Annotated in this window: 20 protein-coding genes and 1 tRNA gene; 14 read left to right on the top strand and 7 right to left on the bottom strand. The window is 60.5% G+C overall.

The genetic code is table 11. From position 1 onward, the window contains the following. On the bottom strand, positions 1 to 878 hold an 878-nt coding region (gene lptF, locus ABI546_RS05890), incomplete at its 3' end, for an LPS export ABC transporter permease LptF (RefSeq protein WP_348045049.1). 70 nt (positions 879 to 948) lie between these two features. Here lptF and ABI546_RS05895 point away from each other — a divergent pair. From ABI546_RS05895 to ABI546_RS05910, 4 genes are all read left to right on the top strand, one after another. After that, the gene (locus ABI546_RS05895; protein ID WP_348045051.1) at positions 949 to 2505 is read left to right on the top strand and encodes a leucyl aminopeptidase; all 1557 of its coding nucleotides are present in this window, start codon (positions 949 to 951) and stop codon (positions 2503 to 2505) included. Continuing rightward, positions 2502 to 2939: a DNA polymerase III subunit chi gene (locus ABI546_RS05900; RefSeq protein WP_348045053.1), complete on the top strand. Its 438-nt coding sequence runs from the start codon at positions 2502 to 2504 to the stop codon at positions 2937 to 2939. The genes ABI546_RS05895 and ABI546_RS05900 overlap by 4 nt, the downstream gene beginning before the upstream one ends. Continuing rightward, entirely contained in the window at positions 2936 to 3283 is a 348-nt protein-coding gene (locus ABI546_RS05905; protein WP_348045055.1) for a hypothetical protein, read from the top strand. The genes ABI546_RS05900 and ABI546_RS05905 overlap by 4 nt, the downstream gene beginning before the upstream one ends. Before the next feature lie 222 nt (positions 3284 to 3505). Then, complete coding sequence (locus ABI546_RS05910) at positions 3506 to 4636, top strand: branched-chain amino acid ABC transporter substrate-binding protein (protein WP_348045057.1); 1131 nt, start codon at positions 3506 to 3508, stop codon at positions 4634 to 4636. A gap of 176 nt (positions 4637 to 4812) precedes the next feature. Here ABI546_RS05910 and ABI546_RS05915 read toward each other — a convergent pair. The 4 genes from ABI546_RS05915 to ABI546_RS05930 all read right to left on the bottom strand — a co-directional run bounded on the left by ABI546_RS05915 (position 4813) and on the right by ABI546_RS05930 (position 6721). Then, positions 4813 to 4902, bottom strand: a tRNA-Ser gene (locus ABI546_RS05915). 67 nt (positions 4903 to 4969) lie between these two features. Beyond that, positions 4970 to 5344, bottom strand: coding sequence for a DUF2237 domain-containing protein (locus ABI546_RS05920; RefSeq protein ID WP_348045059.1), 375 nt, complete (start codon positions 5342 to 5344; stop codon positions 4970 to 4972). Between the two features lie 23 nt (positions 5345 to 5367). Next, on the bottom strand, positions 5368 to 6285 hold the full coding sequence (locus ABI546_RS05925) for a stomatin-like protein (protein WP_348045061.1): 918 nt from the start codon (positions 6283 to 6285) through the stop codon (positions 5368 to 5370). 10 nt (positions 6286 to 6295) lie between these two features. Beyond that, entirely contained in the window at positions 6296 to 6721 is a 426-nt protein-coding gene (locus ABI546_RS05930) for an NfeD family protein (RefSeq protein WP_348045063.1), read from the bottom strand. 199 nt (positions 6722 to 6920) lie between these two features. Between ABI546_RS05930 and ABI546_RS05935 the strand changes: the two genes are divergently transcribed. Then, a complete protein-coding gene (locus ABI546_RS05935; protein WP_348045065.1) occupies positions 6921 to 9209 on the top strand; it encodes an arginine/lysine/ornithine decarboxylase in 2289 nt (762 codons plus the stop codon). A gap of 57 nt (positions 9210 to 9266) precedes the next feature. Here the strand turns inward: ABI546_RS05935 and ABI546_RS05940 are convergent, their stop codons facing one another. Continuing rightward, on the bottom strand, positions 9267 to 10196 hold the full coding sequence (locus ABI546_RS05940; protein ID WP_348045067.1) for a DNA ligase: 930 nt from the start codon (positions 10194 to 10196) through the stop codon (positions 9267 to 9269). 180 nt (positions 10197 to 10376) lie between these two features. Between ABI546_RS05940 and ABI546_RS05945 the strand changes: the two genes are divergently transcribed. Then, entirely contained in the window at positions 10377 to 10724 is a 348-nt protein-coding gene (locus ABI546_RS05945) for a GFA family protein (protein ID WP_348045087.1), read from the top strand. Between the two features lie 171 nt (positions 10725 to 10895). Next, positions 10896 to 11642 carry a GNAT family N-acetyltransferase gene (locus tag ABI546_RS05950; protein WP_348045069.1) on the top strand — a complete coding sequence of 249 codons (747 nt, stop codon included), beginning with the start codon at positions 10896 to 10898 and terminating at the stop codon, positions 11640 to 11642. Between the two features lie 315 nt (positions 11643 to 11957). Here the strand turns inward: ABI546_RS05950 and fabI are convergent, their stop codons facing one another. Continuing rightward, the gene (fabI, locus tag ABI546_RS05955; protein ID WP_348045071.1) at positions 11958 to 12755 is read right to left on the bottom strand and encodes an enoyl-ACP reductase FabI; all 798 of its coding nucleotides are present in this window, start codon (positions 12753 to 12755) and stop codon (positions 11958 to 11960) included. 109 nt (positions 12756 to 12864) lie between these two features. Here fabI and ABI546_RS05960 point away from each other — a divergent pair, with 109 nt between their 5' ends. The 7 genes from ABI546_RS05960 to ABI546_RS05990 form a co-directional block, all read left to right on the top strand. After that, on the top strand, positions 12865 to 14667 hold the full coding sequence (locus tag ABI546_RS05960) for an extracellular solute-binding protein (RefSeq protein ID WP_348045073.1): 1803 nt from the start codon (positions 12865 to 12867) through the stop codon (positions 14665 to 14667). A 121-nt stretch (positions 14668 to 14788) separates the two neighbouring features. Continuing rightward, positions 14789 to 15817 carry an ABC transporter permease subunit gene (locus ABI546_RS05965; RefSeq protein ID WP_348045075.1) on the top strand — a complete coding sequence of 343 codons (1029 nt, stop codon included), beginning with the start codon at positions 14789 to 14791 and terminating at the stop codon, positions 15815 to 15817. Next, entirely contained in the window at positions 15783 to 16940 is a 1158-nt protein-coding gene (locus ABI546_RS05970; RefSeq protein WP_348045077.1) for an ABC transporter permease, read from the top strand. The genes ABI546_RS05965 and ABI546_RS05970 overlap by 35 nt, the downstream gene beginning before the upstream one ends. Then, positions 16937 to 18541 (top strand): dipeptide ABC transporter ATP-binding protein, encoded by a 1605-nt coding sequence (locus ABI546_RS05975; protein WP_348045079.1) that lies wholly within the window; start codon positions 16937 to 16939, stop codon positions 18539 to 18541. The genes ABI546_RS05970 and ABI546_RS05975 overlap by 4 nt, the downstream gene beginning before the upstream one ends. 415 nt (positions 18542 to 18956) lie before the next feature. After that, positions 18957 to 19559, top strand: coding sequence for a ribosome maturation factor RimP (gene rimP, locus ABI546_RS05980; protein WP_348045081.1), 603 nt, complete (start codon positions 18957 to 18959; stop codon positions 19557 to 19559). A 32-nt stretch (positions 19560 to 19591) separates the two neighbouring features. Further along, positions 19592 to 21118: a transcription termination factor NusA gene (nusA, locus tag ABI546_RS05985; protein WP_348045083.1), complete on the top strand. Its 1527-nt coding sequence runs from the start codon at positions 19592 to 19594 to the stop codon at positions 21116 to 21118. Between the two features lie 27 nt (positions 21119 to 21145). After that, on the top strand, positions 21146 to 23010 hold a 1865-nt coding region (locus ABI546_RS05990; protein WP_348045085.1), incomplete at its 3' end, for a translation initiation factor IF-2 N-terminal domain-containing protein.

Here is a 23010-nt window from a genome sequence, read left to right on the forward strand (position 1 = left end):
CCGCCGCGCGGGTTCACGCTGGCAAGTGCCACCGCCAGCACGACAAAATTGATGGCGGCCAGCGCCAGGCCCAAGCGCCAGGCCAGTTCGCCAAGATTGCCGCGGGTCGGCGCTTTGATCAGGGAGCGGGTAGACAGCAGTTTGGCTTCAGGTGCGTCCGGGGCGAGCGGGTTGGAATCGCCGGTTTTGGTGCCGTACTCCTCGAAGTCGCTGATCTTGAGGGCGGATTGCCCGATCACGTTTTCGAGGCGCTGGCCGTTTTCAAGCAGCAGGAATTGCGTGTCGCCCTTGGTCTCGATGCGGCCGGATCGCGCGGTGGTGATGGAGCTCTTGCCCTTTTCCGTGGCCGCAATAAACACGTTGTTGCTCGAGCGTTCACCTGCGAGGTCGCGGTCGATGAAAAAAACGCGATTGCCGCTGGAGGATTCCTGGAACTGTCCGGGAGAAATGCGGTCGATATCGCCGCGCTGCTCATAGCGGCTTTGCATGTCTTTGGTCTGCTGGTTCGTCCAGGGCCAGACAAAAAGGGCCATCAGCGTGATGACCAGCAGGACAGGCCATGCAAACCGGAAAAGCGGCCTCAGAAAGCCTGCCAAGCCCTGGCCGGCGGTGAACCAGACCACCATTTCGCTGTCGCGGTACATGCGCGACAGGGTGCTGACCATGGCGATGAAAAGCGACAGCGTGAGGATGGTCGGCAGACGGCCCAGTGCCGAGTAGGCCATGAACAGCATGACGTCCTGCGGATTGATGAAACCGCGCGATGCCTGACCCAGTGTGCGGATCAGAACGATGGTCATCACGATGGTGACCAGCACCACCAGCGTGGCCCCAAAACTGCGCGCCAGCTCTTTGCGAATCGAAGATTGGAATAACATTGACTGAATATCTGCCTTGGCTTCGATTTATTTTTGTTTTTACTTTGGTTTATTTACCAGACCCTGAATTATGGACTTTGAACTTAAAACACTGACACCCACCCGTATTTGCAGCGAAAAAACCGACGCGTTGCTGGTTCTCGCCCCCCAAAATCCGGGCCCAGGCACCGACCCGCTCTCGGTGCTCGCCTCGCTGGCGATCAAGTCAGGGGACTTTGAGGCCAAGCCGGGCAAGCTCTTGACTACGTACCGCGCGCCTGGCATTACCGCCAGGCGGGTTGTGCTGGCGGGTGTGGGCGATGCGAGCGCCAAAAGCATCCGTATCGCCGTCAGCGCAGGCTTGGGCGCCCTGAAAGCTGCCAATGCGCAGCACGTGACCATTTGCTTTGGCGCCCTGGGCAATGTGCAGGCCGACGCGGTGCGCGCTGCCGTGGTCGCCTGCGGCGATGCCACCTATGTGTACGCCACCACCAAGTCCAAACCCGCTAAAGCTGGCGCTGGCAGGTTGCAGCGCGTGGTGATTGCCGTGAATGACGCGGCGGACGCCCGGATCGCCAGACCGGGCCTGGACAAGGGCGCCGCGCTGGTCAAGGGCATCGAATTTGCCAAGGAATGGGCGAACCGCCCCGCCAACCACGCGACCCCCGTCCTTCTGGCGGGTGCCGCCAAAGAACTGGGCAAGTTGCGCGGCATCAAGGTGGAGGTGCTGGGGCCCAAAGAGGTTTCCAGGCTGGGCATGGGTTCTTTCATGGCGGTGGCGCAGGGCTCGGCGGAGCCGTTGCGCTTCATCGTCCTGCGCTACGAAGGCGCGGCCAAAGCTGCGGCGCCCATCGTGCTGGTGGGCAAGGGCATTACCTTTGACACGGGCGGCATTTCCATCAAGCCTGCTGCCGAGATGGATGAGATGAAGTTCGACATGTGCGGTGCTGCCAGCGTGCTGGGCACTTTCCGTGCGCTTGCCGAGCTGCAGCCGGCGCTCAATGTGGTGGGCCTGATACCGGCTTGCGAAAACATGCCGGGCAGCCGCGCCGTCAAGCCCGGGGATGTCGTCACCAGCATGAGCGGGCAGACCATTGAGATCCTCAATACCGACGCGGAAGGACGGCTGGTGCTTTGCGATGCGTTGACCTACGCCGAGCGTTTCAAACCCCGTGCGGTGGTGGACATTGCGACCTTGACCGGCGCCTGCGTGATTGCGCTTGGCGGCGTGCGCAGCGGGCTTTTCGCCAGCGACGATGCGCTGGCGCAAGCGCTGTCAGCGGCTGGCGAGTCTTCGCTCGACCTGTGCTGGAGGATGCCGCTCGACGACGACTACGCGGATGGGCTCAAAACCAACTTCGCGGATGTCGCCAATGTGGCGGGCAGGGCCGGTGGCGCCATCACCGCCGCCAAATTCCTGCAACGGTTCTCGGCCAGCTTTCCGTGGGCCCACCTGGACATTGCCGGCACGGCCTGGAAAAGTGGCGCCGCCAAAGGCGCAACGGGCCGTCCGGTACCGCTGCTGCTGGACTACCTGCTGGGCCAGGTAGCGCCTGCCAGAGCCGACGCGGCTGCCAAGGTGCCCAGCAAGAATGCCAAAACCGTGTCCAAGGCCAGGTCCAAGTCCGTATCCAAAGCACGGGCATGACGGAAATCGCCTTTCACTTCAATGTTCCGGACAAGCTGGCGTATAGCTGCCGGCTGCTGCGCAAAGCGTATCTCAGCGGGGCCAGCATTGTGGTGACGGCGGAGCCTGCGGTGCTGGCAGAACTGGACCAGCTGATGTGGAGTTTTTCGCCTGCGGAATTTGTTCCGCATTGCCGTGCCGACGCCGCGGAAGTCACCCTGGCGGCCACGCCGGTGGTGCTGGCCGAGTCGCTTCAGGCATGCCCCCATTACGGCGTGCTGGTCAATCTGGGGCCTGAAATTCCCGGTGGATTCGAACGCTTTGAGCGCTTTATCGAAGTCGTGGCGCAGTCTGACGAAGATCGCCTTGCTGCGCGAAGCCGATGGAAACATTACACAGACAGGGGCTATGCGATGAAGCGCCACGATCTGGCGACCGCCGGGGAGGGCGCGTGAACCGGCCCACCGCACCGCCGCGCTTTGTCCCTACGTTGACGGAGATCGTGCGGCCAACCGCTGCACCGGCCGCACCCGCGCCGGCTGCGTCTTTGCCGGTCGGTGGCGGGGTGCAGTCCTCACCGGGCGTATCCGCAGAGCTGCAGGAGCAAATGGTGCAACGCGTATTGCAACGGGTCAATCTGGTGCTGGAGCGGCGTTTGCGAGAGGTCGTGGGGCAGCTTATTCTGGAGCACACGCAAAGCCTGACGCCGCGCCTGCGCGAAGAAATTGAAGCCGTTGTTCGCCAATCGGTCAGCCAGGCTTTCAAGCCTGAAGCGGCACCGCCAGCAGCCGACTTTTAGCTTGAGAAAGGCTTTTTTTTACAAATGCTTTGCGCTGCATCCAAGTCCTTGAAATACAACTTCACATAAGCCAATCTGCTCCCCGGGTAAACCCCCTTATCAGAATTTAACCTAGGGACGTTGCTATGGTGCGGGCCCGGAAATTGCGTTATGTTCGGCCCCGTTGAGTAAAAAAAATTGTTCTCAACCTTTAACGGTAATTTCCTAATCGGAGTGTTTTTTATGCAAATGAAATTGAAACTGACAGTAGTGGCTGCCCTCGCCGCGGTAGCGGGTTTTGCCTCTGCCCAAGACGCAGTGGTCAAAATCGGCCACGTCGCGCCGCTGTCCGGCTCGCAAGCCCATTACGGCAAAGACAATGAAAACGGCGTGCGCATGGCCATCGAAGACCTGAACGCGCAAAACGTGGTCATCGGCGGCAAAAAGGTCAAGTTTGAAATTGTTGCTGAAGATGACGCTGCTGATCCAAAACAGGGCACCGCAGCTGCACAAAAGCTGTGCGACTCCAAAGTTGCCGGCGTGGTCGGTCACCTGAATTCCGGAACCACCATTCCTGCCTCCAAGGTCTACAACGACTGCGGCATTCCTCACGTGACGGGCGCGGCAACCAACCCTAACCTGACCAAGCCAGGCTACAAAACCACCTACCGCATCATCGCCAATGACAACGCCCTGGGCGCTGGCCTGGCTTTCTATGCTGCCGACACGCTGAAGCTGAAGAAAGTCGCCATCATTGACGACCGTACCGCTTACGGCCAAGGCGTTGCTGAAGTGTTCAAGAAAACGGCCCTGGCAAAAGGCATGACCGTGGTTGACGAGCAGTTCACCACCGACAAGGCTACCGACTTCATGGCCATTCTGACCGCCATCAAGGCCAAGGCACCTGACGCCATCTTCTTCGGCGGCATGGACCCACAAGGCGGCCCAATGCTGCGCCAGATGGAACAACTCGGCATGGGTAACGTCAAGTACTTCGGCGGCGACGGCATCTGCACCGCAGAGCTGGCCAAGCTGACCGCAGGCGCTAAAACCATCGGCAACGTGGTTTGCGCTGAAGGCGGCGCCTCGCTGGCCAAAATGCCAGGCGGCGAAGCCTGGATGAAGCGCTACGAAGCCAAGTATCCAAAGCAGTTCCAGGTTTACAGCCCGTACACCTACGACGCTACCTTCGTTCTGGTTGACGCCATGAAGCGTGCTGGATCCTGGGATCCAAAGGTCTACACCCCTGAGCTGATCAAAACCAACTTCAAGGGCGTGACCACCACGATCGCTTTCGAACCCAACGGCGAACTGAAGAACCCCGCCATCACCCTGTACGTCTACAAAGACGGCAAGAAATCGGCTCTGAACTAATCGTTCACTGCCTGCGAAAAAGCCACCGCAAGGTGGCTTTTTTTTGCCTGCACGGTTCCACGCTTCTACGCGCGGTCAGGAGCGTTCGGCCATCAAGCGGGCACAAAAAAGCCCAGGCAAGCTGGGCTTTTAGGAGTTTTTGCCACCGTGTGGAAACTCACGGCGGCGCGACTGTTTGGCGGAAGAGGCGGGATTCGAACCCGCGGTAGGTTTAACCCTACGCACGCTTTCCAGGCGTGTGACTTAAACCGCTCATCCACCCTTCCGCGAAGCCTTCGATTATAGCAGTGCGCAGAATAGACGGATGCAGGAATTGCATCACGCGCAATCGGTTCAGTGGAGGGCACCCTGAAACCGGTGTTTTTCCAGCTGGGCCAAGGTCACGAATTCCAGCGCCTTGCTATGCGTCGATTCCAGAATGACCGGGGGAGCCATACCGGCTTCCAGCGCTTCTCGCCAGCGATTGGCGCACAGGCACCAGCGATGGCCCGGTTCAAGGCCTGCAAAGCGGTACGCGGGTTGAGGCGTGGAAAGGTCATTGCCACGGCTGGCCGAAAAGGCCAGAAACTCGCGCGTGACACGAACGCACACCAGATGAGAGCCGGCGTCCGAGGCGTCCGTGTTGCAGCAGCCATCGCGAAAATAGCCGGTCAACGGATCGTAGGAGCAGGGCACCAGTTCCGTGCCGAGAACGTTCTTTGTGCTCATGGCCTTGTTCGTAAGAAGCGGCTTTACACCTTGTTGGCTTGCACCATTTTCATGGCTGAGCTGATGAGCGCGCCGACTTCAGTCATGTTGCTGGGCACCACCAACGTGGTCTTGGCGTCCTTCGCCACCTTCGAGTAAGCCTCTACCGCCTGCTGGGCGACCTTGAGCTGCACTGCCTGCTCACCGCCGGGCTGGCGGATGGCGGCGGCCACCAGTTCAATGGCTTTGGCGTTGGCGTCGGCCACGGCCATGATGGCGGCGGCTTCGCCCTGGGCGTTATTGATCGCGGCCAGTTTTTCACCTTCCGAGCGGGCAATGAAGGCCTCGCGTTCGCCGGTGGCAATGTTGATCTGTTCCTGGCGGCGACCTTCGGAGGCGGCGATCAGCGCGCGTTTTTCCCGCTCAGCCGTGATTTGCGACTGCATGGCATGCAGGATTTCTTTCGGTGGCGTCAAGTCCTTGATTTCATAGCGCAGCACCTTCACGCCCCAGTTCAGGGCGGCTTCGTCAATGGCGGCAACGACCTGCGCATTGATGATGTCGCGCTCTTCAAAGGTCTTGTCGAGTTCGAGCTTGCCGATCACGGAGCGCAGCGAGGTCTGCGCCAGCTGCGTGACGGCCACGATGTAGTTGGAAGAGCCATAGCTGGCCCGCATTGGGTCGGTCACCTGGAAATAGAGAATGCCGTCGACCTGGAGCTGCGTGTTGTCGCGGGTAATGCAAACTTGGCTAGGCACGTCCAGCGGGATTTCCTTGAGGCTGTGCTTGTAGGCGACGCGGTCCACAAAGGGAATCAACCAGTTCAGGCCGGGCGTCAATGTTCCCGCGTATTTCCCCAGACGCTCCTTCACCCAGGCGTTCTGTTGGGGGACGACCTTGATGGCGCGGATGACGAAGATCATCGCGACGATAAAAATGACCAGTGCTACATAAGACGACATGCTGACTCCCTCAGGTTTTTTCTACGATTAGTTTGCTGCCAATGACTTCCCGGATGCGGTGCATTCCGGCGGAAGGCGTTCCACCTGCCGCCTGAATCACTGCCCATTGCGCGCCGCGGTAGCGTACCAGCGCCGTGCCGTCCGGCTGCCAGGCATCAACCTGTACCGTTTCGCCGACATCCATGTTGACGTCCGGGTTCGTGCCGGCCGGCAGGTCCCGGGGCCCACGGCTGCGGACAAAATGGCAAATGCTTACCGTGGCCGAGCCCACGACGGCCGCTGCAATCAGCTGCACGGACGTTGAGGCGCCCAGATGCGCGGCAATGGCCGCCGCTGCGATTCCCAAAGCCACCATCAGCAGATAAAACGTTCCAGTGGCCAACTCCACCGCCACTGCAGCACCTGCCAGCAGCCACCAAATAGTCGATTCACTCATGCTTCCTCCTTTTGTCGGTCATCCGCTACATTTTGGAGCAATTAGACTCCAAGACAAGCGTAGCGCAACAATATGTCCTTACACTTCGCTGCTTGGAAAAAGCTTCCTCTCACCGCTCGGGCTCAACCTGTCTATGCCCTTTGAGCGTTTCCCATGCCCTCCGACAGGTTCAGGGCGCCCTTGAACTCCTGTCCACGCCATGAAATTCCGCTTTCCCATTGTCATCATTGACGAAGACTTCCGCTCCGAAAACACTTCCGGACTGGGTATTCGCGCGCTGGCCCAGGCCATTGAAACCGAAGGCTTCGAGGTTTTGGGTGTAACCAGTTACGGCGACCTCTCGCAGTTTGCCCAGCAGCAAAGCCGGGCCAGCGCCTTCATCCTGTCCATCGACGATGAAGAGTTCACCCCCGGGCCGGACCTGGATCCGGCGGTTTTGAACCTGCGCAACTTCATCGAAGAAGTGCGCCGCAAGAACCTGGACGTGCCGATTTACGTCTATGGCGAGACCAAGACCTCGCGCCACATCCCGAACGACATCCTGCGCGAGTTGCACGGTTTCATCCATATGTTCGAGGACACGCCCGAGTTTGTGGCGCGCCACATCCTGCGCGAGGCCAAAAGCTACCTCGAAGGCGTGCAACCGCCGTTTTTCAAGGCCTTGCTCGACTACGCTGAAGATGGTTCCTATTCATGGCACTGCCCGGGCCACTCCGGCGGCGTGGCCTTCCTCAAAAGCCCGGTCGGGCAGATGTTCCACCAGTTTTTTGGTGAAAACATGCTGCGTGCCGACGTCTGCAATGCGGTGGAGGAGCTCGGCCAGCTGCTGGACCACGACGGCGCGATCGGCGCCAGCGAGCGCAATGCCGCACGCATCTTCAACGCCGACCATTGCTTCTTCGTGACCAACGGCACCTCCACCAGCAACAAGATGGTGTGGCACCACACGGTGGCGCCCGGCGATGTCGTGGTGGTGGACCGCAACTGCCACAAGTCCATCCTGCACTCCATCATCATGACGGGGGCGATTCCGGTGTTCCTCAAGCCGACGCGCAACCACTTCGGCATCATCGGGCCGATTCCGCAGAGCGAATTTGAGCCGGAAGCCATCCGCGCCAAGATCGATGCCAATCCGCTGCTCAAGGGCGTGGACAGCAGCAAGGTCAAGCCGCGTGTGCTGACGTTGACGCAGTCGACCTACGACGGCGTGCTCTACAACACCGAAACCATCAAGGGCATGCTGGACGGCTACATCGACAACCTGCACTTCGACGAAGCCTGGTTGCCGCATGCCGCATTCCACCCGTTCTACGGCACTTATCACGCCATGGGCAAGAACCGCATCCGGCCGAAAAATGCCGTGGTCTATGCCACCCAGTCCATCCACAAGCTGCTGGCCGGTATCAGCCAGGCCAGCCATGTGCTGGTGCAGGACTCGCAGGATGTGAAGCTCGACAGGCACCTCTTCAACGAGGCTTACCTGATGCACACCTCGACCTCGCCGCAGTACAGCATCATCGCCAGTTGTGATGTGGCCGCGGCCATGATGGAGCCTCCCGGCGGCACCGCGCTGGTGGAGGAAAGCATCGCCGAGGCGCTGGACTTTCGCCGTGCCATGCGCAAGATTGACGAAGAATACGGCACCGACTGGTGGTTCAAGGTCTGGGGTCCCGACAAGCTGGTGGAAGAAGGCATCGGCGAGCCCAAGGACTGGATCATCAAGGGAGAGTCGCGCAGCGCCAAAACGGCGAAGAACGGCGCCAACAACTGGCACGGCTTCGGCCAGATGGCGACCGGCTTCAACATGCTGGACCCGATCAAGTCCACCATCGTTACGCCCGGCCTCGATTTGAACGGCAAGTTTGCCAAAACCGGCATCCCCGCCAGCATCGTGACGAAGTTCCTGGCCGAGCATGGTGTGATCGTCGAAAAAACCGGCCTCTACAGCTTCTTCATCATGTTCACCATCGGCATCACGAAGGGCCGCTGGAACACACTGCTGACTGCGCTGCAGCAGTTCAAGGACGATTACGACAAGAACCAGCCGATGTGGCGCATCCTGCCCGAGTTTTGCCAAAAGTTTCCCAAGTACGAGCGCATGGGCCTGGCCGATTTGTGCCAGCACATCCATACCTTGTATGCCAAGTACGACATCGCGCGCCTGACGACCGAGGTGTATCTGAGCGACCTGGCGCCCGCCATGAAGCCCAGCGACGCCTACGCCCACATCGCCCATCGCACTACCGAAAGAGTCGAAATTGACCATCTGGAAGGGCGTATCACGGTCGGCCTGGTCACTCCATACCCGCCCGGCATCCCGTTGCTGATTCCCGGTGAGGTCTTCAATAAGAAGATCGTGGACTACCTGAAGTTCGCGCGCGAGTTCAACGCCCAGTGCCCGGGCTTTGAAACGGACATTCACGGTCTTGTGGAGCAGGTCGATGCCAAGGGCAAGACACGCTACTACGCGGACTGCGTGAAGAAATAAGCGAAAACCAGCGAAAGAGCCGGGTGCCGGAAGGGGTTCCGGCTTTCGGGCCCGCCTTTAAAGCCGCAGGTCTTCCCGTACCCGCATGAAGCTGGCAAACCGGGGCAGGCCGCTGTCATTGAGCCCGCGAAAGCGGTAGGTGACGGTGCTGCCAACGGGCGGTGGATTCTGGCGCTGCTCATCACTGAGCCCGGTTCCCAGCTTGAAGCGTTGCCCCTGTTTGCCGTCGGCGCCGGGCATTTCCACCAGGAGCGCGCCCACCATGCCGGCGTACTTTCCCTTGCCGGGAACGTGTGCCACCACACGGGCTTCCGTATCCTCATGGGTTTTGACCTTGAGCAGGTCGTCGTTGCGCGCGCCTTTGTAGAGGGACGCGCCGCGGTGCAGCATCAGGCCCTCGCCGCCACGCTTCACGGTGGTGGTCAGCAGCGCCTGCAAGGCCGCGTGGTTTGCCACCTTTGATTGCGCCACGGCCTGCACCCAGGGCTGGTCGATGCGGCTCACCACGCCATTGAGGGCCGGGATCCGCTCGCTGAACGTGCCGCCCTGCGCGGGCAGGTCAAACACCATGAAACGCATGGCCCGCCAGGCGTCGTCGTCGGGGGTTTGCTGGCGCACGGTAGACACGGCCCTGGCGAACTGACCACGGCCCGCCCACAGCTCGCCATCCAGGGGCGTTTTGGGCCAGCCTGCGGTAAACCAGGCCGGCGCGGCGATGCGTTCACCGCCACGCGTGAGCAACTGCTCCCCATCCCAGTAGCCGCGCACACCGTCGAATTTTTCGCTGACCCAATACGCCTGAAGCGCAATGCCGGGCTGGTACACCTTGGCGAGCATCAGCGACGGTGCCTGCGCAACTGCGGACGCTGAAAGTGCCGGCAGCGCCGGTGCCAGGATGCCGGCGAGCGCCAGCAGGTAATGAAGCGTTTTGAGGCGAAAAAAAGCCGTGTTGGCCCGCTCGCCGGAGCTGGTGATTTGTTGCCGCATGGCACTCCCTGTTTTTCTTGACTTTTAGCTGTATGAATGTACAGTTTATAGTTCAAATTTGCGGGGTGCAAGCGTTCTTATGGAGCGTGTGTTGCCCGCGCAACCCGTCAACCTGCCAAAGGCTGCAAAGCCGTAAAAGCCGTAAAAGCCACGAGAGGAATCACATCCATGACACAAAAGATGACTTCCAGAGGAAGTTGCCATTGCGGGAAAGTTGCTTTTGAGGTCGACGGCCAGCCGGCCAGCGCCCTGGCCTGCAACTGCTCCATCTGCCAGCGCAAGGGGTCATTGCTCTGGTTTGTTCCGCATGACCAGCTCCGTTTGCTGACACCCGACGAAAATGCAAGCACCTATCAGTTCAACAAGCATGTGATCAGCCACCGTTTCTGTGCCACCTGCGGCATTCATCCCTATGGCGAAGGGACGGACCCCGCCGGCAACCGCGTGGCCGCCATCAACGTGCGTTGCCTTGAGGGGGTTGAGCTGGACACCCTCAAGGTGACGCATTTCGACGGGCGTTCTTCCTAGATTCTTTCTAGCTCTTCTGGGCTTTTCCTGATTCTTCCGGGCTTTGCGCAGGTGTTCCTGGAACATTGGGGGCGGGACAATAATCAGCTCCTCCGCCCGAACCGGGCGAGTGCCGCGCTTCTTTATCCTCGCTTCGAGCCCGTCGGCCGCAGCATTATTTTTACCGCCACCATGACTTCCAGCGACATTGAAAGTATCGAACGCGCCACCGTGGCGGCTGTGTCACCCGAGGGGCAGCTTGAAATTGGCGGGTGGCTGTTGCCCTTTGACAGTGGAACCGTCAGCCGGGCCAAAAGCGCCGTGCCTCTGCGGCATGAGCCCCCGGCCGATGACGTGGTCGGTTCCATCGAAGGCCTGTACCGTGCGCGCGGCATGCGGGCCGTTTTCCGGCTGGCCAACGAGGCCTGCTTTGATGCCTTGCGCAGCGAACTGGGTGCGCGCGGCTACACGGCGGGCAAGCCGGTGCTGGTGGAAGTGGCGCAGGTCAGGTCCATGCGCGGCGTGTCTGCGCAGGCACCGGCTGAAATTGCCGGCACGCCGGACGAGGCTTGGGCAGCGTTGTTTCTGGCCGAGGGTTTTGATCCTGTGGACGGCGCCAGCCGCGTGAGGTCGCTGGGCCGCGGGCGCGATTCAGTGTTTGCCAGCGTGCGGGAAGACGGCAAGGCCATTGCCGCCGGCGCCGGCGCTTTCAGCCACGGGTGGTCCAGTGTCCACGGCATGCGAACCGATCCGGCACATCGCGGCAAGGGGTTGGCAGGGCGCGTGCTGGCCGCCATGGCTGAAGTGGCAATGCAACGAGGCGTTGAGCGCGCATTTCTGCAAGTGGAGGAAGGCAATGCCGCAGCCAGAGCGCTGTACCGGCGGGCGGGTTTTCAAACTGTCTGGAGCTATGACTACTGGACGCGGCCTGACGCCTGACGCTTGAACCCGACGAGAAGCGCAAGCGAAATGCTATGATTTTTATAGCTGCTCGCGCTTGTCGATATTGGCTTGCAACCTGTTTTGTCACTAATTTTGACCCCGATTCAGCCCGGTTGGGCTGTTTTCCTGCCGGGTCCGGCCTTTAGCTGCCCGCAGCGGCCTTGCAGGCATTATTTGATGCGTGTTTTGGCCTCTAGCCCAATAGGGGCGAGCGCAAGCAGCTATCTATTTGATAGCATCAATGAATGGCCAGTTGATGTGCTGGCGCCGTCATGGCCGCAACCCGGCATGCGAGCCGGGCGCGGGAGGCTTTCAGGCTTCGGCTGCCGGCTCGGCAATGCCGCCCACCACGTGGCTGAAGCCGCCATCGACATAGGTGATCTCGGCGCTCACGCCCCCAGCCAGGTCGCTCAGCAGGAAGGCGGCGACGTTGCCCACGTCTTCAATCGTCACATTGCGGCGGATCGGCGAGGCTTCGGCGACCACGCTCAGAATCTTGCCGAAGCCCTTGATACCGCTGGCGGCCAGGGTTTTGATCGGGCCGGCGCTGATGCCGTTGACGCGCATGCCCTTGGGGCCCAGCGATTCGGCCAGGTAACGTACCGAGGCTTCCAGGCTGGCCTTGGCCAGGCCCATGGTGTTGTAGTTGGGCACCGTGCGCACGGCGCCCAGGTAAGTCAGCGTCAGCAAAGCCGATTTGTTGTTGAGGTAGGGCAGGGCCGCCTTGGCCATGGCCGGAAAGCTGTAGGCGCTGATGTCGTGGGCAATCTTGAAACCTTCGCGCGACAGGCCCTCCAAAAAGTCACCGGCAATCGCTTCGCGCGGCGCATAGCCGATGCTGTGCACAAAGCCGTCGAACTTTGGCCAGGTGGCCGACAGATCGGTGAACATCTGCGCAATCTGCTCGTCGCTGCCGACGTCGCAGTCAAAAATCAGTTTGGAGCCGAAGTCATTGGCAAATTCCGTGATGCGGTCCTTGAAACGCTCGCCGACATAGCTGAAGGCCAGTTCGGCACCCTGGGCGTGGCAGGCCTTGGCAATGCCGTAGGCGATGGAGCGATTGGAAAGGACCCCGGTGATCAACAGTTTTTTGCCAGTGAGAAAACCCATGCTTTAGCTCCAGTAGGTGTGCGTTCAGCGGGCTGGCCGCCCGAACGCGGATGTCTGAGGAATGTGCGCGGCACCGGGCATGCCGGTGCAAGTAGTGCAGAATTGTCGCATGCGAAGTTTGCTGGTCGGGGTCCTGCTGGGAGTTTCATTGCCTTCATGGGCTGCGCACGGTTACGCGCTCTGGGGCGATCTCAAATATCCGCCGGGCTTCGCGCACTTCGATTACGTCAACCCCCAGGCGCCCAAGGGCGGCGAGTTGCGGTTGGTCAGCAACCTGCGCTATTCCACCTTCGACAAATACAACCCGTTCACCATCAAGGGCTCGGCGCCGGCCTACCTCTCCGACTTCGTGTTTGATTCGCTGCTGGCGGGGTCTATGGATGAAACTGCAGCCGGCTACGGCTTGCTGGCCGAAGACATCGATGTGCCTCCCGACGGTCTTTCGGCCACTTTTCGCCTGCGCAAGGAAGCCCGTTTCCACAATGGCGACCCGGTGCTGGCCGCTGACGTCAAGCACAGCTTTGACACCTTGATGGGCACCTTCACCTCGCCGGCTTATAAAACCGTGTTTGAAGATGTGGCTGCCTGCGAGGTGGTCGATGAGCGCACGGTTCGCTTTCGCTTCAAAAAGCCCAACCGCGAACTGCCGTTGACGGTGGGCGGCATGTCGGTCTTCAGCCGCAAATGGGGAATGGACGCCAGCGGCAAGGCCAAACCTTTCGACCAGGTGGTGACCGACGCGCCCATCGGCAGCGGTCCTTACCGCATCGGCCCCGTGGTGTTCGGCAAGGACATTACCTATGTGCGCGACAAGACCTACTGGGCCGACAAGCTCAATGTGCGCGTGGGTACCGAGAACTTTGACAGCGTGACGGTCAAGATCTACCGCGACAACACCGCCAAGCTTGAAGCCCTGAAGGCTGGTGAGTTCGACATCATGCGGTTTTTCTCGGCAGGCGACTGGGCCCGGCGCCTGACCGGCAAGCGTTTTGACAGCGGCGAACTGGTCAAGGGAGAGTTCAAACATCGACTGCCGTCCGGTTTCCAGAGCTATGTACTCAATACGCGGCGCGAAAAGCTCCATGATTCGCGCGTGCGCGAGGCACTGGGCCTGGCCATCGACTATGAATGGATGAATCGCCAGCTGTTTTACGGCGCCTACCAGCGGGTCGCGGGCATTTTCGGCAATACCGACTGCCAGACGACGGGCACACCGGCGCCTGAGGAGCTGGCCATCATGGAGCCTTGGCGCAAGGACATCCCTCCGGCGGCCTTTGGCCCCATGTACGTGCCGGCGCGGACCGACGGCGATTCGTCGCTGCGCGGCAACCTGCGCCGCGCTCAAGTCCTGCTGGAAGAAGCCGGTTGGGAGGTGCGGGACGGCAAGTTGCGCAATGCCAAAGGCGAGGCCATGGTGCTTGAATACCTGGACAGCAATGAAGGCGGCGTGCGCACCATTTCCCCCTGGATGCGGGCGCTGGAAAAACTGGGCATTGAACTGCGTTTTCGCCAGGCCGACTTCGCGCTGTACCAGCAGCGGCTGCAAAAGTTCGACTTCGACATCGTCTCCATTGCCTACGGCGGCACCAACAACCCGGGCCAGGAGTTTGCCGACCTGTTCGGCAGCAAAGCCGCAAAAACCGAGGATTCAGGCAACTTCAGCGGCGCGGCCAGTCCGGCCATCGATGCCATCATCGCCCGGATGACTGCGGCCAAAACCAAGGCCGAACTGCTGCCCGCCTGCCACGCGCTGGAGCGTGTCGTCGCCCACAGCCATTACCTGCTGCCGCAGTGGACGGCCGGCACGCACCGCGTGGTCTACAACTCGCGCCGCATCGCCATGCCGGCGGGACCCATGCCGCCGTATGCGCCTGGCGAGATTTGGATCATCAACACCTGGTGGAGGAAATGAACACCCCCGTCGGACGCTCACTGCGTGTAGTGCCTTCCCCCCTTGCAGGGGGCGGTGCCTGCGGCCTGGCTGAGCCAGTTCCACGGCCCCTGCTGGTTTTCATGCCGTTCTCGAATTGATCATGTTTGCCTACATTCTCAAGCGCTTTCTGTTGATGATCCCGACCTTGTTCGGCGTGCTGCTGATCACCTTTGTGGTCACCCAATTCGTGCCGGGCGGCCCTGTGGAGCAATACATGGCCGAAGCCAAAGCAGGTGCGGGGCAGGGCGCTGAAGGTGGTGGCCTGAGCTACCGGGGCGGCCAGGGTGTGGACCCGAAGAAGCTGGAACAAATCAAGGCCTTGTACGGGTTCGACAAACCGCCGCACGAGCGCTTTGTGATGATGCTCAAGCAGTTTTTGACCTTTGACCTGGGCCGGAGCTTTTTCCAGAACAAGGAAGTCTGGCAGCTGATCAAGGAAAAGCTGCCGGTGTCCATCAGCCTGGGCCTCTGGACTTTTTTCATCAGCTACCTGGTGGCGGTACCACTGGGTGTAGCCAAGGCCGTACGCGCGGGCACCCGCTTTGATTTTGTGACCACGCTGCTCGTGCTGACGGGCTACGCGATTCCCGGTTTTGTCCTCGGCGTGGCCCTGCTGGTGATTTTTGGCGGGCAGTTGCAGTGGTTTCCGCTGCGTGGCCTGACGTCGTCAAATTGGGCTGAGTTGAGCGTGTTTTCCCGTATCACCGACTATCTCTGGCACATCACGCTGCCGGTCACGGCCATGGTGCTGGGCAGTTTTGCGGTCACCTCCATGCTGACCAAAAACGCCTTCCTGGAAGAAATCAGGAAGCAGTATGTGTTGACAGCCCGCGCCAAAGGCCTGGCTGACCGGCAGGTGCTGTGGAAGCACATCTTCCGCAATGCCCTCATTCCCATCATCACGGGCTTCCCGGCGGCTTTTATCGGTGCATTTTTCACCGGTTCGCTGTTGATTGAGACTCTGTTTTCGCTCGATGGCATGGGCTTGCTGAGCTATGAAAGCATCATCCGCCGCGACTATCCGGTGGTGCTGGGAACGCTTTACCTTTTTACCCTGATCGGCCTGGTGACCAAGCTGATCAGTGACCTTTCTTATGTCTGGGTGGATCCGCGTGTACGGTTTGACTGACCCTCCTGAAGCGGCCGATGGCCGCCTTCCCCCTGACGGGGCGCCGCTTGTGGGCGGGCAGAGCCCGACCCACAGCGGCCTTCGCCCGAGCCCCCTTGTCTCTGCGTCGCCGTCCCAGCGCGCCTGGCGGCGGTTTCGGCGTAACCGGCTGGGGTTCTGGAGCCTGGTGTTGTTTTCGGCCATGGTGGTGCTGAGCCTGTTTGCCGAGGCCATCTCGAACGACAGGCCTTTGCTGGTCCGCTATGAGGGCAGTTTTTACTTCCCCATGGTCAAGGACTACAGCGAAAAGACTTTTGGCGGTGACTTTGACACCACCACGGATTACCTCGATCCCTTTATCCGCGACCGTCTGGCCAAAGGCAGCAACTTTGCGCTGTATACGCTCAACCCGTACGGCCCCAACACGCTGAATTACTTTGCCAAAAACCCCAATCCATCGGAACCCACCCGCGACAACCTGCTGGGCACGGACGACCGCGGGCGCGACCTGCTGGCACAGCTGATTTACGGCTTTCGGGTCAGCGTGCTGTTTGCGCTGGCGTTGACGGCAACGGGTGTGCTGCTGGGCCTGCTGACGGGGGCCGTTCAGGGCTTTTTCGGCGGCAAGACGGACCTGCTGTTTCAGCGCTTCATGGAAATCTGGGGGTCGATGCCCGAGCTTTACCTCTTGATCATCTTCAGCGCCATCTTTGCGCCCAGCGTGGCCTTGCTGCTGATTTTGCTGAGCCTGTTCGGCTGGATGGGCCTGTCCGACTATGTGCGGGCCGAATTTCTGCGCAACCGGCAGATGGACTATGTGCGGGCGGCGCGTGCCCTCGGGGTTGGCAACTGGCAAATTATCTGGCGCCATATTCTGCCCAACAGCTTGACGCCGGTAGTGACCTTTCTGCCGTTTCGCATGAGCGGCGCCATTCTGGCACTGACGTCTCTCGATTTTCTGGGGCTGGGCGTGCCGCCCGGTACTCCATCGTTAGGCGAGTTGTTGAGCCAGGGCAAGAACAGCATTGACGCCTGGTGGATTTCGCTGTCGACCTTCGGCGTGTTGGTCATGACGTTGCTGCTGCTGACTTTCATGGGCGACGCGCTGCGCGACGCCATGGATCCCCGAAAGGCCGACAAATGACGGCTCCATTGCTCGACGTGAAAAAGCTGCGTGTCTCGTTCGGCGGCAAGGAGGTCGTCCACGGCATCGATTTTTTCATCGCGCCCGGCGAAAAGCTCGCGTTGGTCGGAGAGTCCGGATCAGGCAAGACGGTTACCGCGTTGAGCATGCTCAAGCTGGCATTGAACGCGGACGTGGCGGGGCGGGCCGATTTTGAAAGCGCCGAGGGTGCCGTAGACCTGCTGGAATTGCCGGAGCGTCGCCTGCGCGCCATCCGCGGCGAGCAGATCGCCATGATCTTCCAGGAGCCGATGACGGCACTCAACCCGCTGTACAGCGTGGGCGACCAGATTGCCGAGGTGCTGGAACTGCACAAGGGACTGAGCCGTGCCGCAGCAGCCGAGGGTGCGGTTCGGTTGCTGGCCGACACCGGGATTCCGGAGCCGGCGCGTCGCGCGCGGGCTTTGCCGCATCAGCTTTCCGGCGGCCAGCGCCAGCGCGCCATGATCGCCATGGCACTGGCCTGTCAGCCGCGTCTGCTTCTGGCTGACGAGCCGACGACCGCGCTGGACGTGACCATACGCGGACAGATTCTCGACCTGCTGGCCGAGCTTCAGCAAAAAAATGGCATGGCCGTTTTGTTGATCACACACGATCTCAACCTGGTTCGCCGCTTTGCCGACCGGGTCGCCGTGATGGAGATGGGCCATATCGTTGAGCAGGGCCCGGTGGCCGAGGTTTTTGCCAACCCGCAGCATGCTTACACGCGCAAACTCATTGACAGCCGCCCCGCGCGCGACGTTGCCGAGGCGCTGCCGGATGAATCGTTACCGCCCGTGATGCAGGCCCAGGACCTTCGGGTGAGTTACCAGGTGCCGGTTTCAGGCGTCCGCGGCTGGTTCAAGACGGGCGAGTTTGTGGCGGTCAAGGCGGCCAGTTTCAGCATTCCTGCCGGCCAGACGCTGGGGGTGATCGGTGAATCGGGTTCCGGTAAATCCACGTTGGCCCTGGCAGCTCTCGGCCTGCACCCCCACCAGGGGCAGTTGCAAGCCGTTGGCCGGACCTGGGGACTCGACAACGCTGGAAACAAGGCGATCCGGCGTGCGGTGCAGGTGGTATTCCAGGATCCTTTTTCATCGCTGTCACCCCGCATGACGATTGAGGAAATTGTGGGAGAAGGTTTGCGGGTTCACCAGCCCGGGCTGGGCGCCGCAGAACAGCAGAGACGGGTGTTGCGGGCGCTTGACGATGTCGGAATGGGTGAGGCCCAGTTTCCAGGCCTGTTGCAACGGTATCCGCATGAGTTTTCGGGCGGGCAACGCCAGCGTATGGCCATCGCCCGCGCGCTGATGGTGGAGCCGCAGTTGCTCGTGCTTGACGAGCCCACCAGTGCGTTGGATGTGACCATACAAAAACAGGTTCTGGGCTTGCTGCAAAAACTGCAACGCGAACGCGGCCTGAGCTATCTGTTAATCACGCACGACGTGGACGTGATCCGAGCCATGGCGCACCAGGTGATGGTGATGAAGGATGGGGATGTGGTGGAGTCAGGGCCGGTGGCGCAGGTGCTGGACTCACCGAACCATCCCTATACGCGTATTCTGGTCACTGCCCAGCATTGACCTGGCATTGGAAAAACTTAATAAAACACTTTAATAATTCAATAAAGAATATTGATTTTATTGAATAAATTTTCTTTTAAATAATTTTAAAATTACCCGATCCATTCTCAATCCTTCTCTGGATTCGTTACGTGGAATTCCGCCATGGCAATAATGGAGGTCGGCAGCACCGCCTGAGTGCAGCGTGATCGACTCAACGTAAGCCGGCTATTTTCCTCGGCGTGTGCCGCTGTTTTCACGCGTCATCTTCCAGGATTGGGTGCGTTGCCAAACCGGGCATGCAAGCTGCTTGCGCGAGCAGCACATTACCGGGTACAATCCCATCTTCACGACCAAATGGGCGGGTTTTCACCGCCCATTTTTTTTGGGCGTTTGTTTTTGAACATACGGATTTAGAGCGGGTTTAAGAGACTGAATGGCATTGCAAGAGACGATTGAGCAAACTGTGACGGGGCTGGGCTATGAGCTGGTCGAAATCGAACGCACCGGCGGCGGTTTGCTGCGCGTCACGATCGACATGCCTTACGTCAAGGATGCCGAGCAGTTCATCAATGCCGAAGACTGCGAAAAAGTCACCCGCCAGCTCCAGTTTGTCCTGGAAGTCGAAGGCGCCGAATATGCGCGGCTGGAAGTCAGTTCCCCCGGCATTGACAGGCCTTTGCGCAACGAAAAAGATTTTGAGCGTTTTGCCGGCGAGTTGATCGACATCACGCTCAAGGCCCCCATCGGCGTGGCCGCCAGCGCCGGTTCAACCGTCGCGGCCAGCCGCAAGAAGTTTCGCGGCACGCTGGAGCGTGCTGTAGCCGCCGATGGCGTGCCTGGCTGGCAGATCGTGTGGAGCGATGAGCCCGCCGTCAAACCCGGCCAGAAGGTCAGTAAGAAGAGGGTTCCCGCACCGCTGCAGGCGCTGGGTTTTACGCTCGATGAGATCCAACAGGCGCGCCTTGCGCCCGTGGTTGATTTCAAGGGGCGTAAACCCAAAATAGCGTCTGGTGCCGAACCCTCTGCAGAGAATTAATTTCAAGAAATGAAGAAAGGCAGGCTTGTGAAATGAATCGCGAACTGTTGATGTTGGTTGATGCCATCTCGCGTGAAAAAAATGTGGAACGCGACGTCGTTTTCGGCGCCGTCGAGCTCGCGCTCGCCTCGGCCACCAAGAAGGTGTACGAAGGAGAAGTGGACATCCGCGTGGCCGTCGACCGTGACAGCGGCAATTACGAGACCTTCCGCCGCTGGCTGGTAGTGCCCGACGAAGCCGGCCTGCAAAACCCCGAAGCCGAAGAGCTGGTCAGCGACGCACGCGACGAAATCGCCGACATCGAAGAAGGCGACTACATCGAAAAGCCGGTCGAAAGCCTGCCCATCGGCCGCATTGGTGCACAAGCAGCCAAGCAGGTCATCCTGCAAAAAATCCGCGACGCCGAGCGCGAAATGCTGCTCAACGACTTCATGTCGCGTGGCGACAAGATTTTCGTCGGCACCGTCAAGCGCATGGACAAGGGCGACATCATTGTCGAATCCGGTCGTGTCGAAGGCCGCCTGCGCCGCAGCGACATGATCCCGAAGGAAAACCTGCGTTCCGGTGACCGCGTCCGCGCCATGATCATGGAAGTGGACACGACGCTGCGCGGTGCACCCATCATCCTCTCGCGCACCGCGCCTGAGTACATGATCGAGCTGTTCCGCCAGGAAGTGCCTGAAATCGAACAGGGCCTGCTGGAAATCAAATCCTGCGCCCGTGACCCCGGCTCTCGCGCCAAGATCGCCGTGCTGTCACATGACAAACGCGTTGACCCGATCGGCACCTGCGTCGGCGTGCGAGGCACCCGCGTCAACGGCGTGACCAACGAGCTTGCCGGCGAACGCGTCGACATCGTGCTCTGGAGCGAAGACCCGGCCCAGTTCGTGATCGGCGCGCTGGCCCCGGCCAACGTGTCTTCCATCGTGGTGGACGAAGAGCGTCACGCCATGGATGTCGTCGTCGATGAAGAAAACCTGGCGATTTCGATCGGCCGTGGCGGCCAGAACGTGCGCCTTGCCGCCGAGCTGACCGGCTGGAAGATCAACATTATGACGGCCGACGAGTCTGCGCAAAAGCAGGCCACCGAGACCGACTCCAGCCGCAAGCTGTTCATGGAAAAGCTCGATGTGGACGAGGAAATCGCCGATATCCTGATTTCCGAAGGTTTCACCAGTCTGGAAGAAGTGGCCTATGTGCCGCTGCAGGAAATGCTTGAGATCGAATCCTTCGACGAAGACACCGTCAATGAGCTGCGCACACGCGCCAAAGATGCGCTCCTGACGATGGAAATTGCCAAGGAAGAAAATGCCGAAGGCGTTTCGCAAAACCTGCGTGACGTCGAAGGCCTCACGCCAGAGCTGATCGCCAAACTGACAGAAGCGGGCATCCATACCCGCGACGACCTGGCCGACTTGGCCGTGGACGAACTTACCGATATCACCGGCCAGTCTTCGGACGAGGCCAAAGCCCTGATCATGACGGCGCGCGCGCATTGGTTTACCGATGACGCCGCCGATGCGGACACCCCTGCACCTGCAGCGGCCCAAGAGCAATGATCATGGAGGCCAGCAGGAAAAAAATATATGTCCAGTACCACTACCGTCGCTGAATTCGCAGCTGAACTCAATAAATCTCCCGCCACCCTGATCGAGCAATTGACCAGCGCGGGCGTCGCCAAGGCGCAAGCCAGCGACCCCTTGTCCGAGGCGGACAAGCAGAAGCTCCTCGGCTATCTGCAGGCCAGCCATGGCACCGTCACGGCCGAGCGCAAGAAGATCACCCTGGTGAAAAAATCCACCAGCGAAATCAAGCAGGCCGATGCCACCGGCAAGGCGCGCACCATCCAGGTGGAAGTGCGCAAAAAACGTACCTTCGTCAAGCGCGACGACGGCTCCGACCAGCCTGTGGAAGAAGTCCAGCCAGAAGTGGCCGCTCCTCCTGCGCCTCCGGTCATTGATGATGCAGAGTTGATTCGCCGCGAGGAAGAAGCCAGCCGCCATGCGGAGCTGCTTCGCCGCCAGGAACAGGAACTCGCTGAAAAACGCCGTCTTCGCGAAGAGCAGGACGCCAAGGATGCTGCGCGCGAGCAGGAGCGCCTGGCCGCCGAACAAACCGCCCAGGCCGAAGCTGCGGCCGCAGAGGCCGTGGTCAAGAAGGCCAAGCCAGCCGGAAAAGCCAAGGATGCTGCGCCGGTAACGGCTGAAGCCTCCAAGGCTGCTGAAACCGCCGCGGCCGAACAGGCCACGAAGGCCGCCGATGCCGCCGCTGCTGCAGCGACGGCCAAGGCCAAAGCCACCGCCGAATTCCAGGCCGATGCCGCCAAGGCGCAGGAACTGCAGGAACGCCGCCGCAAGGCTGAAGCCGAAGCCGCAGGCATCCGCGCCATGATGTCCGCGCCCAAACGCGTTCTGGTGCCCCACGTCGACCCCAAAGCCGCCATCAAGGGCACTCTGCATAAGCCAGTAGGCGCGCCGGGAGCTGCTGCCAAACCGGGAGCGCCCGCTGCTGCAGGCGCCCCAGGCGCCGCCGGCAAGAAGGAAGTCAAGTCGGAAAACCTGTCTTCGACCTGGAAGGATGACGCCGCCAAGAAGAAGGGCATTCCAAGCCGCGGCGCACCTGTGGTGCCCGGCCGGGGCAACTTCCGTGGTGGCCCGCGTGGCCGCCGCAATGACCGCGAAGCGCGTCCGGAATCCACTTTCGTGGCACCGACCGAATTCAAGGTTATTGAAGTGCATGTGCCTGAAACGATTACCGTGGCTGAACTCGCGCACAAGATGAGCGTGAAGTCGTCCGAAGTGATCAAGCACCTGATGAAGCTCGGCCAGATGGTCACCATCAACCAGCCGCTGGACCAGGACACCGCCATGATCGTGGTGGAAGAAATGGGCCACAAGGCTGTCACGGCTTCGCTGGACGATCCGGAAGCCTTTGCCGACGAAGACGTGCAAGGCCAGCAAGCCGAGTTGTTGCCACGTGCGCCTGTCGTGACCGTCATGGGTCACGTCGACCACGGCAAAACCTCGCTGCTCGATTACATCCGCCGTGCCAAAGTGGCATCCGGCGAGGCGGGTGGCATCACCCAGCACATCGGTGCCTACCATGTGGAAACCCCACGCGGCATGGTGTCCTTCCTGGATACCCCGGGCCACGAGGCGTTTACCGCCATGCGTGCCCGCGGCGCTCAGGCGACCGATATCGTGATTCTGGTGGTGGCGGCGGACGACGGTGTGATGCCGCAGACCAAGGAAGCCATCAAGCATGCGAAAGCAGCTGGTGTGCCCATAGTCGTGGCCATCAACAAGATCGACAAGCCGGGCATCAACCTGGAACGCGTCAAGGGTGAACTGGTCACCGAAGAAGTGATTCCCGAAGAGTTCGGCGGCGATGTTCCTTTTGTCGGCGTCTCGGCCCATACCGGCGCCGGTGTCGATGCCTTGCTCGAACAGGT

It is taken from the genome of Polaromonas sp. (genome assembly GCF_039932935.1).
In the GTDB taxonomy this organism is placed as follows: Bacteria; Pseudomonadota; Gammaproteobacteria; order Burkholderiales; family Burkholderiaceae_C; genus Polaromonas.

Excerpts from the sequence above, each read along its gene's own strand:
- ABI546_RS05895 (WP_348045051.1), top strand. The coding sequence starts at position 949 with ATGGACTTTGAACTTAAAACACTGACACCCACCCGTATTTGCAGCGAA.
- ABI546_RS05900 (WP_348045053.1), top strand. The coding sequence starts at position 2,502 with ATGACGGAAATCGCCTTTCACTTCAATGTTCCGGACAAGCTGGCGTAT.
- ABI546_RS05910 (WP_348045057.1), top strand. The coding sequence starts at position 3,506 with ATGCAAATGAAATTGAAACTGACAGTAGTGGCTGCCCTCGCCGCGGTA.
- ABI546_RS05920 (WP_348045059.1), bottom strand. The coding sequence starts at position 5,344 with ATGAGCACAAAGAACGTTCTCGGCACGGAACTGGTGCCCTGCTCCTAC.
- ABI546_RS05925 (WP_348045061.1), bottom strand. The coding sequence starts at position 6,285 with ATGTCGTCTTATGTAGCACTGGTCATTTTTATCGTCGCGATGATCTTC.
- ABI546_RS05930 (WP_348045063.1), bottom strand. The coding sequence starts at position 6,721 with ATGAGTGAATCGACTATTTGGTGGCTGCTGGCAGGTGCTGCAGTGGCG.
- ABI546_RS05935 (WP_348045065.1), top strand. The coding sequence starts at position 6,921 with ATGAAATTCCGCTTTCCCATTGTCATCATTGACGAAGACTTCCGCTCC.
- ABI546_RS05940 (WP_348045067.1), bottom strand. The coding sequence starts at position 10,196 with ATGCGGCAACAAATCACCAGCTCCGGCGAGCGGGCCAACACGGCTTTT.
- ABI546_RS05945 (WP_348045087.1), top strand. The coding sequence starts at position 10,377 with ATGACTTCCAGAGGAAGTTGCCATTGCGGGAAAGTTGCTTTTGAGGTC.
- ABI546_RS05950 (WP_348045069.1), top strand. The coding sequence starts at position 10,896 with ATGACTTCCAGCGACATTGAAAGTATCGAACGCGCCACCGTGGCGGCT.
- fabI (WP_348045071.1), bottom strand. The coding sequence starts at position 12,755 with ATGGGTTTTCTCACTGGCAAAAAACTGTTGATCACCGGGGTCCTTTCC.
- ABI546_RS05960 (WP_348045073.1), top strand. The coding sequence starts at position 12,865 with ATGCGAAGTTTGCTGGTCGGGGTCCTGCTGGGAGTTTCATTGCCTTCA.
- ABI546_RS05965 (WP_348045075.1), top strand. The coding sequence starts at position 14,789 with ATGTTTGCCTACATTCTCAAGCGCTTTCTGTTGATGATCCCGACCTTG.
- ABI546_RS05970 (WP_348045077.1), top strand. The coding sequence starts at position 15,783 with ATGTCTGGGTGGATCCGCGTGTACGGTTTGACTGACCCTCCTGAAGCG.
- ABI546_RS05975 (WP_348045079.1), top strand. The coding sequence starts at position 16,937 with ATGACGGCTCCATTGCTCGACGTGAAAAAGCTGCGTGTCTCGTTCGGC.
- rimP (WP_348045081.1), top strand. The coding sequence starts at position 18,957 with ATGGCATTGCAAGAGACGATTGAGCAAACTGTGACGGGGCTGGGCTAT.
- nusA (WP_348045083.1), top strand. The coding sequence starts at position 19,592 with ATGAATCGCGAACTGTTGATGTTGGTTGATGCCATCTCGCGTGAAAAA.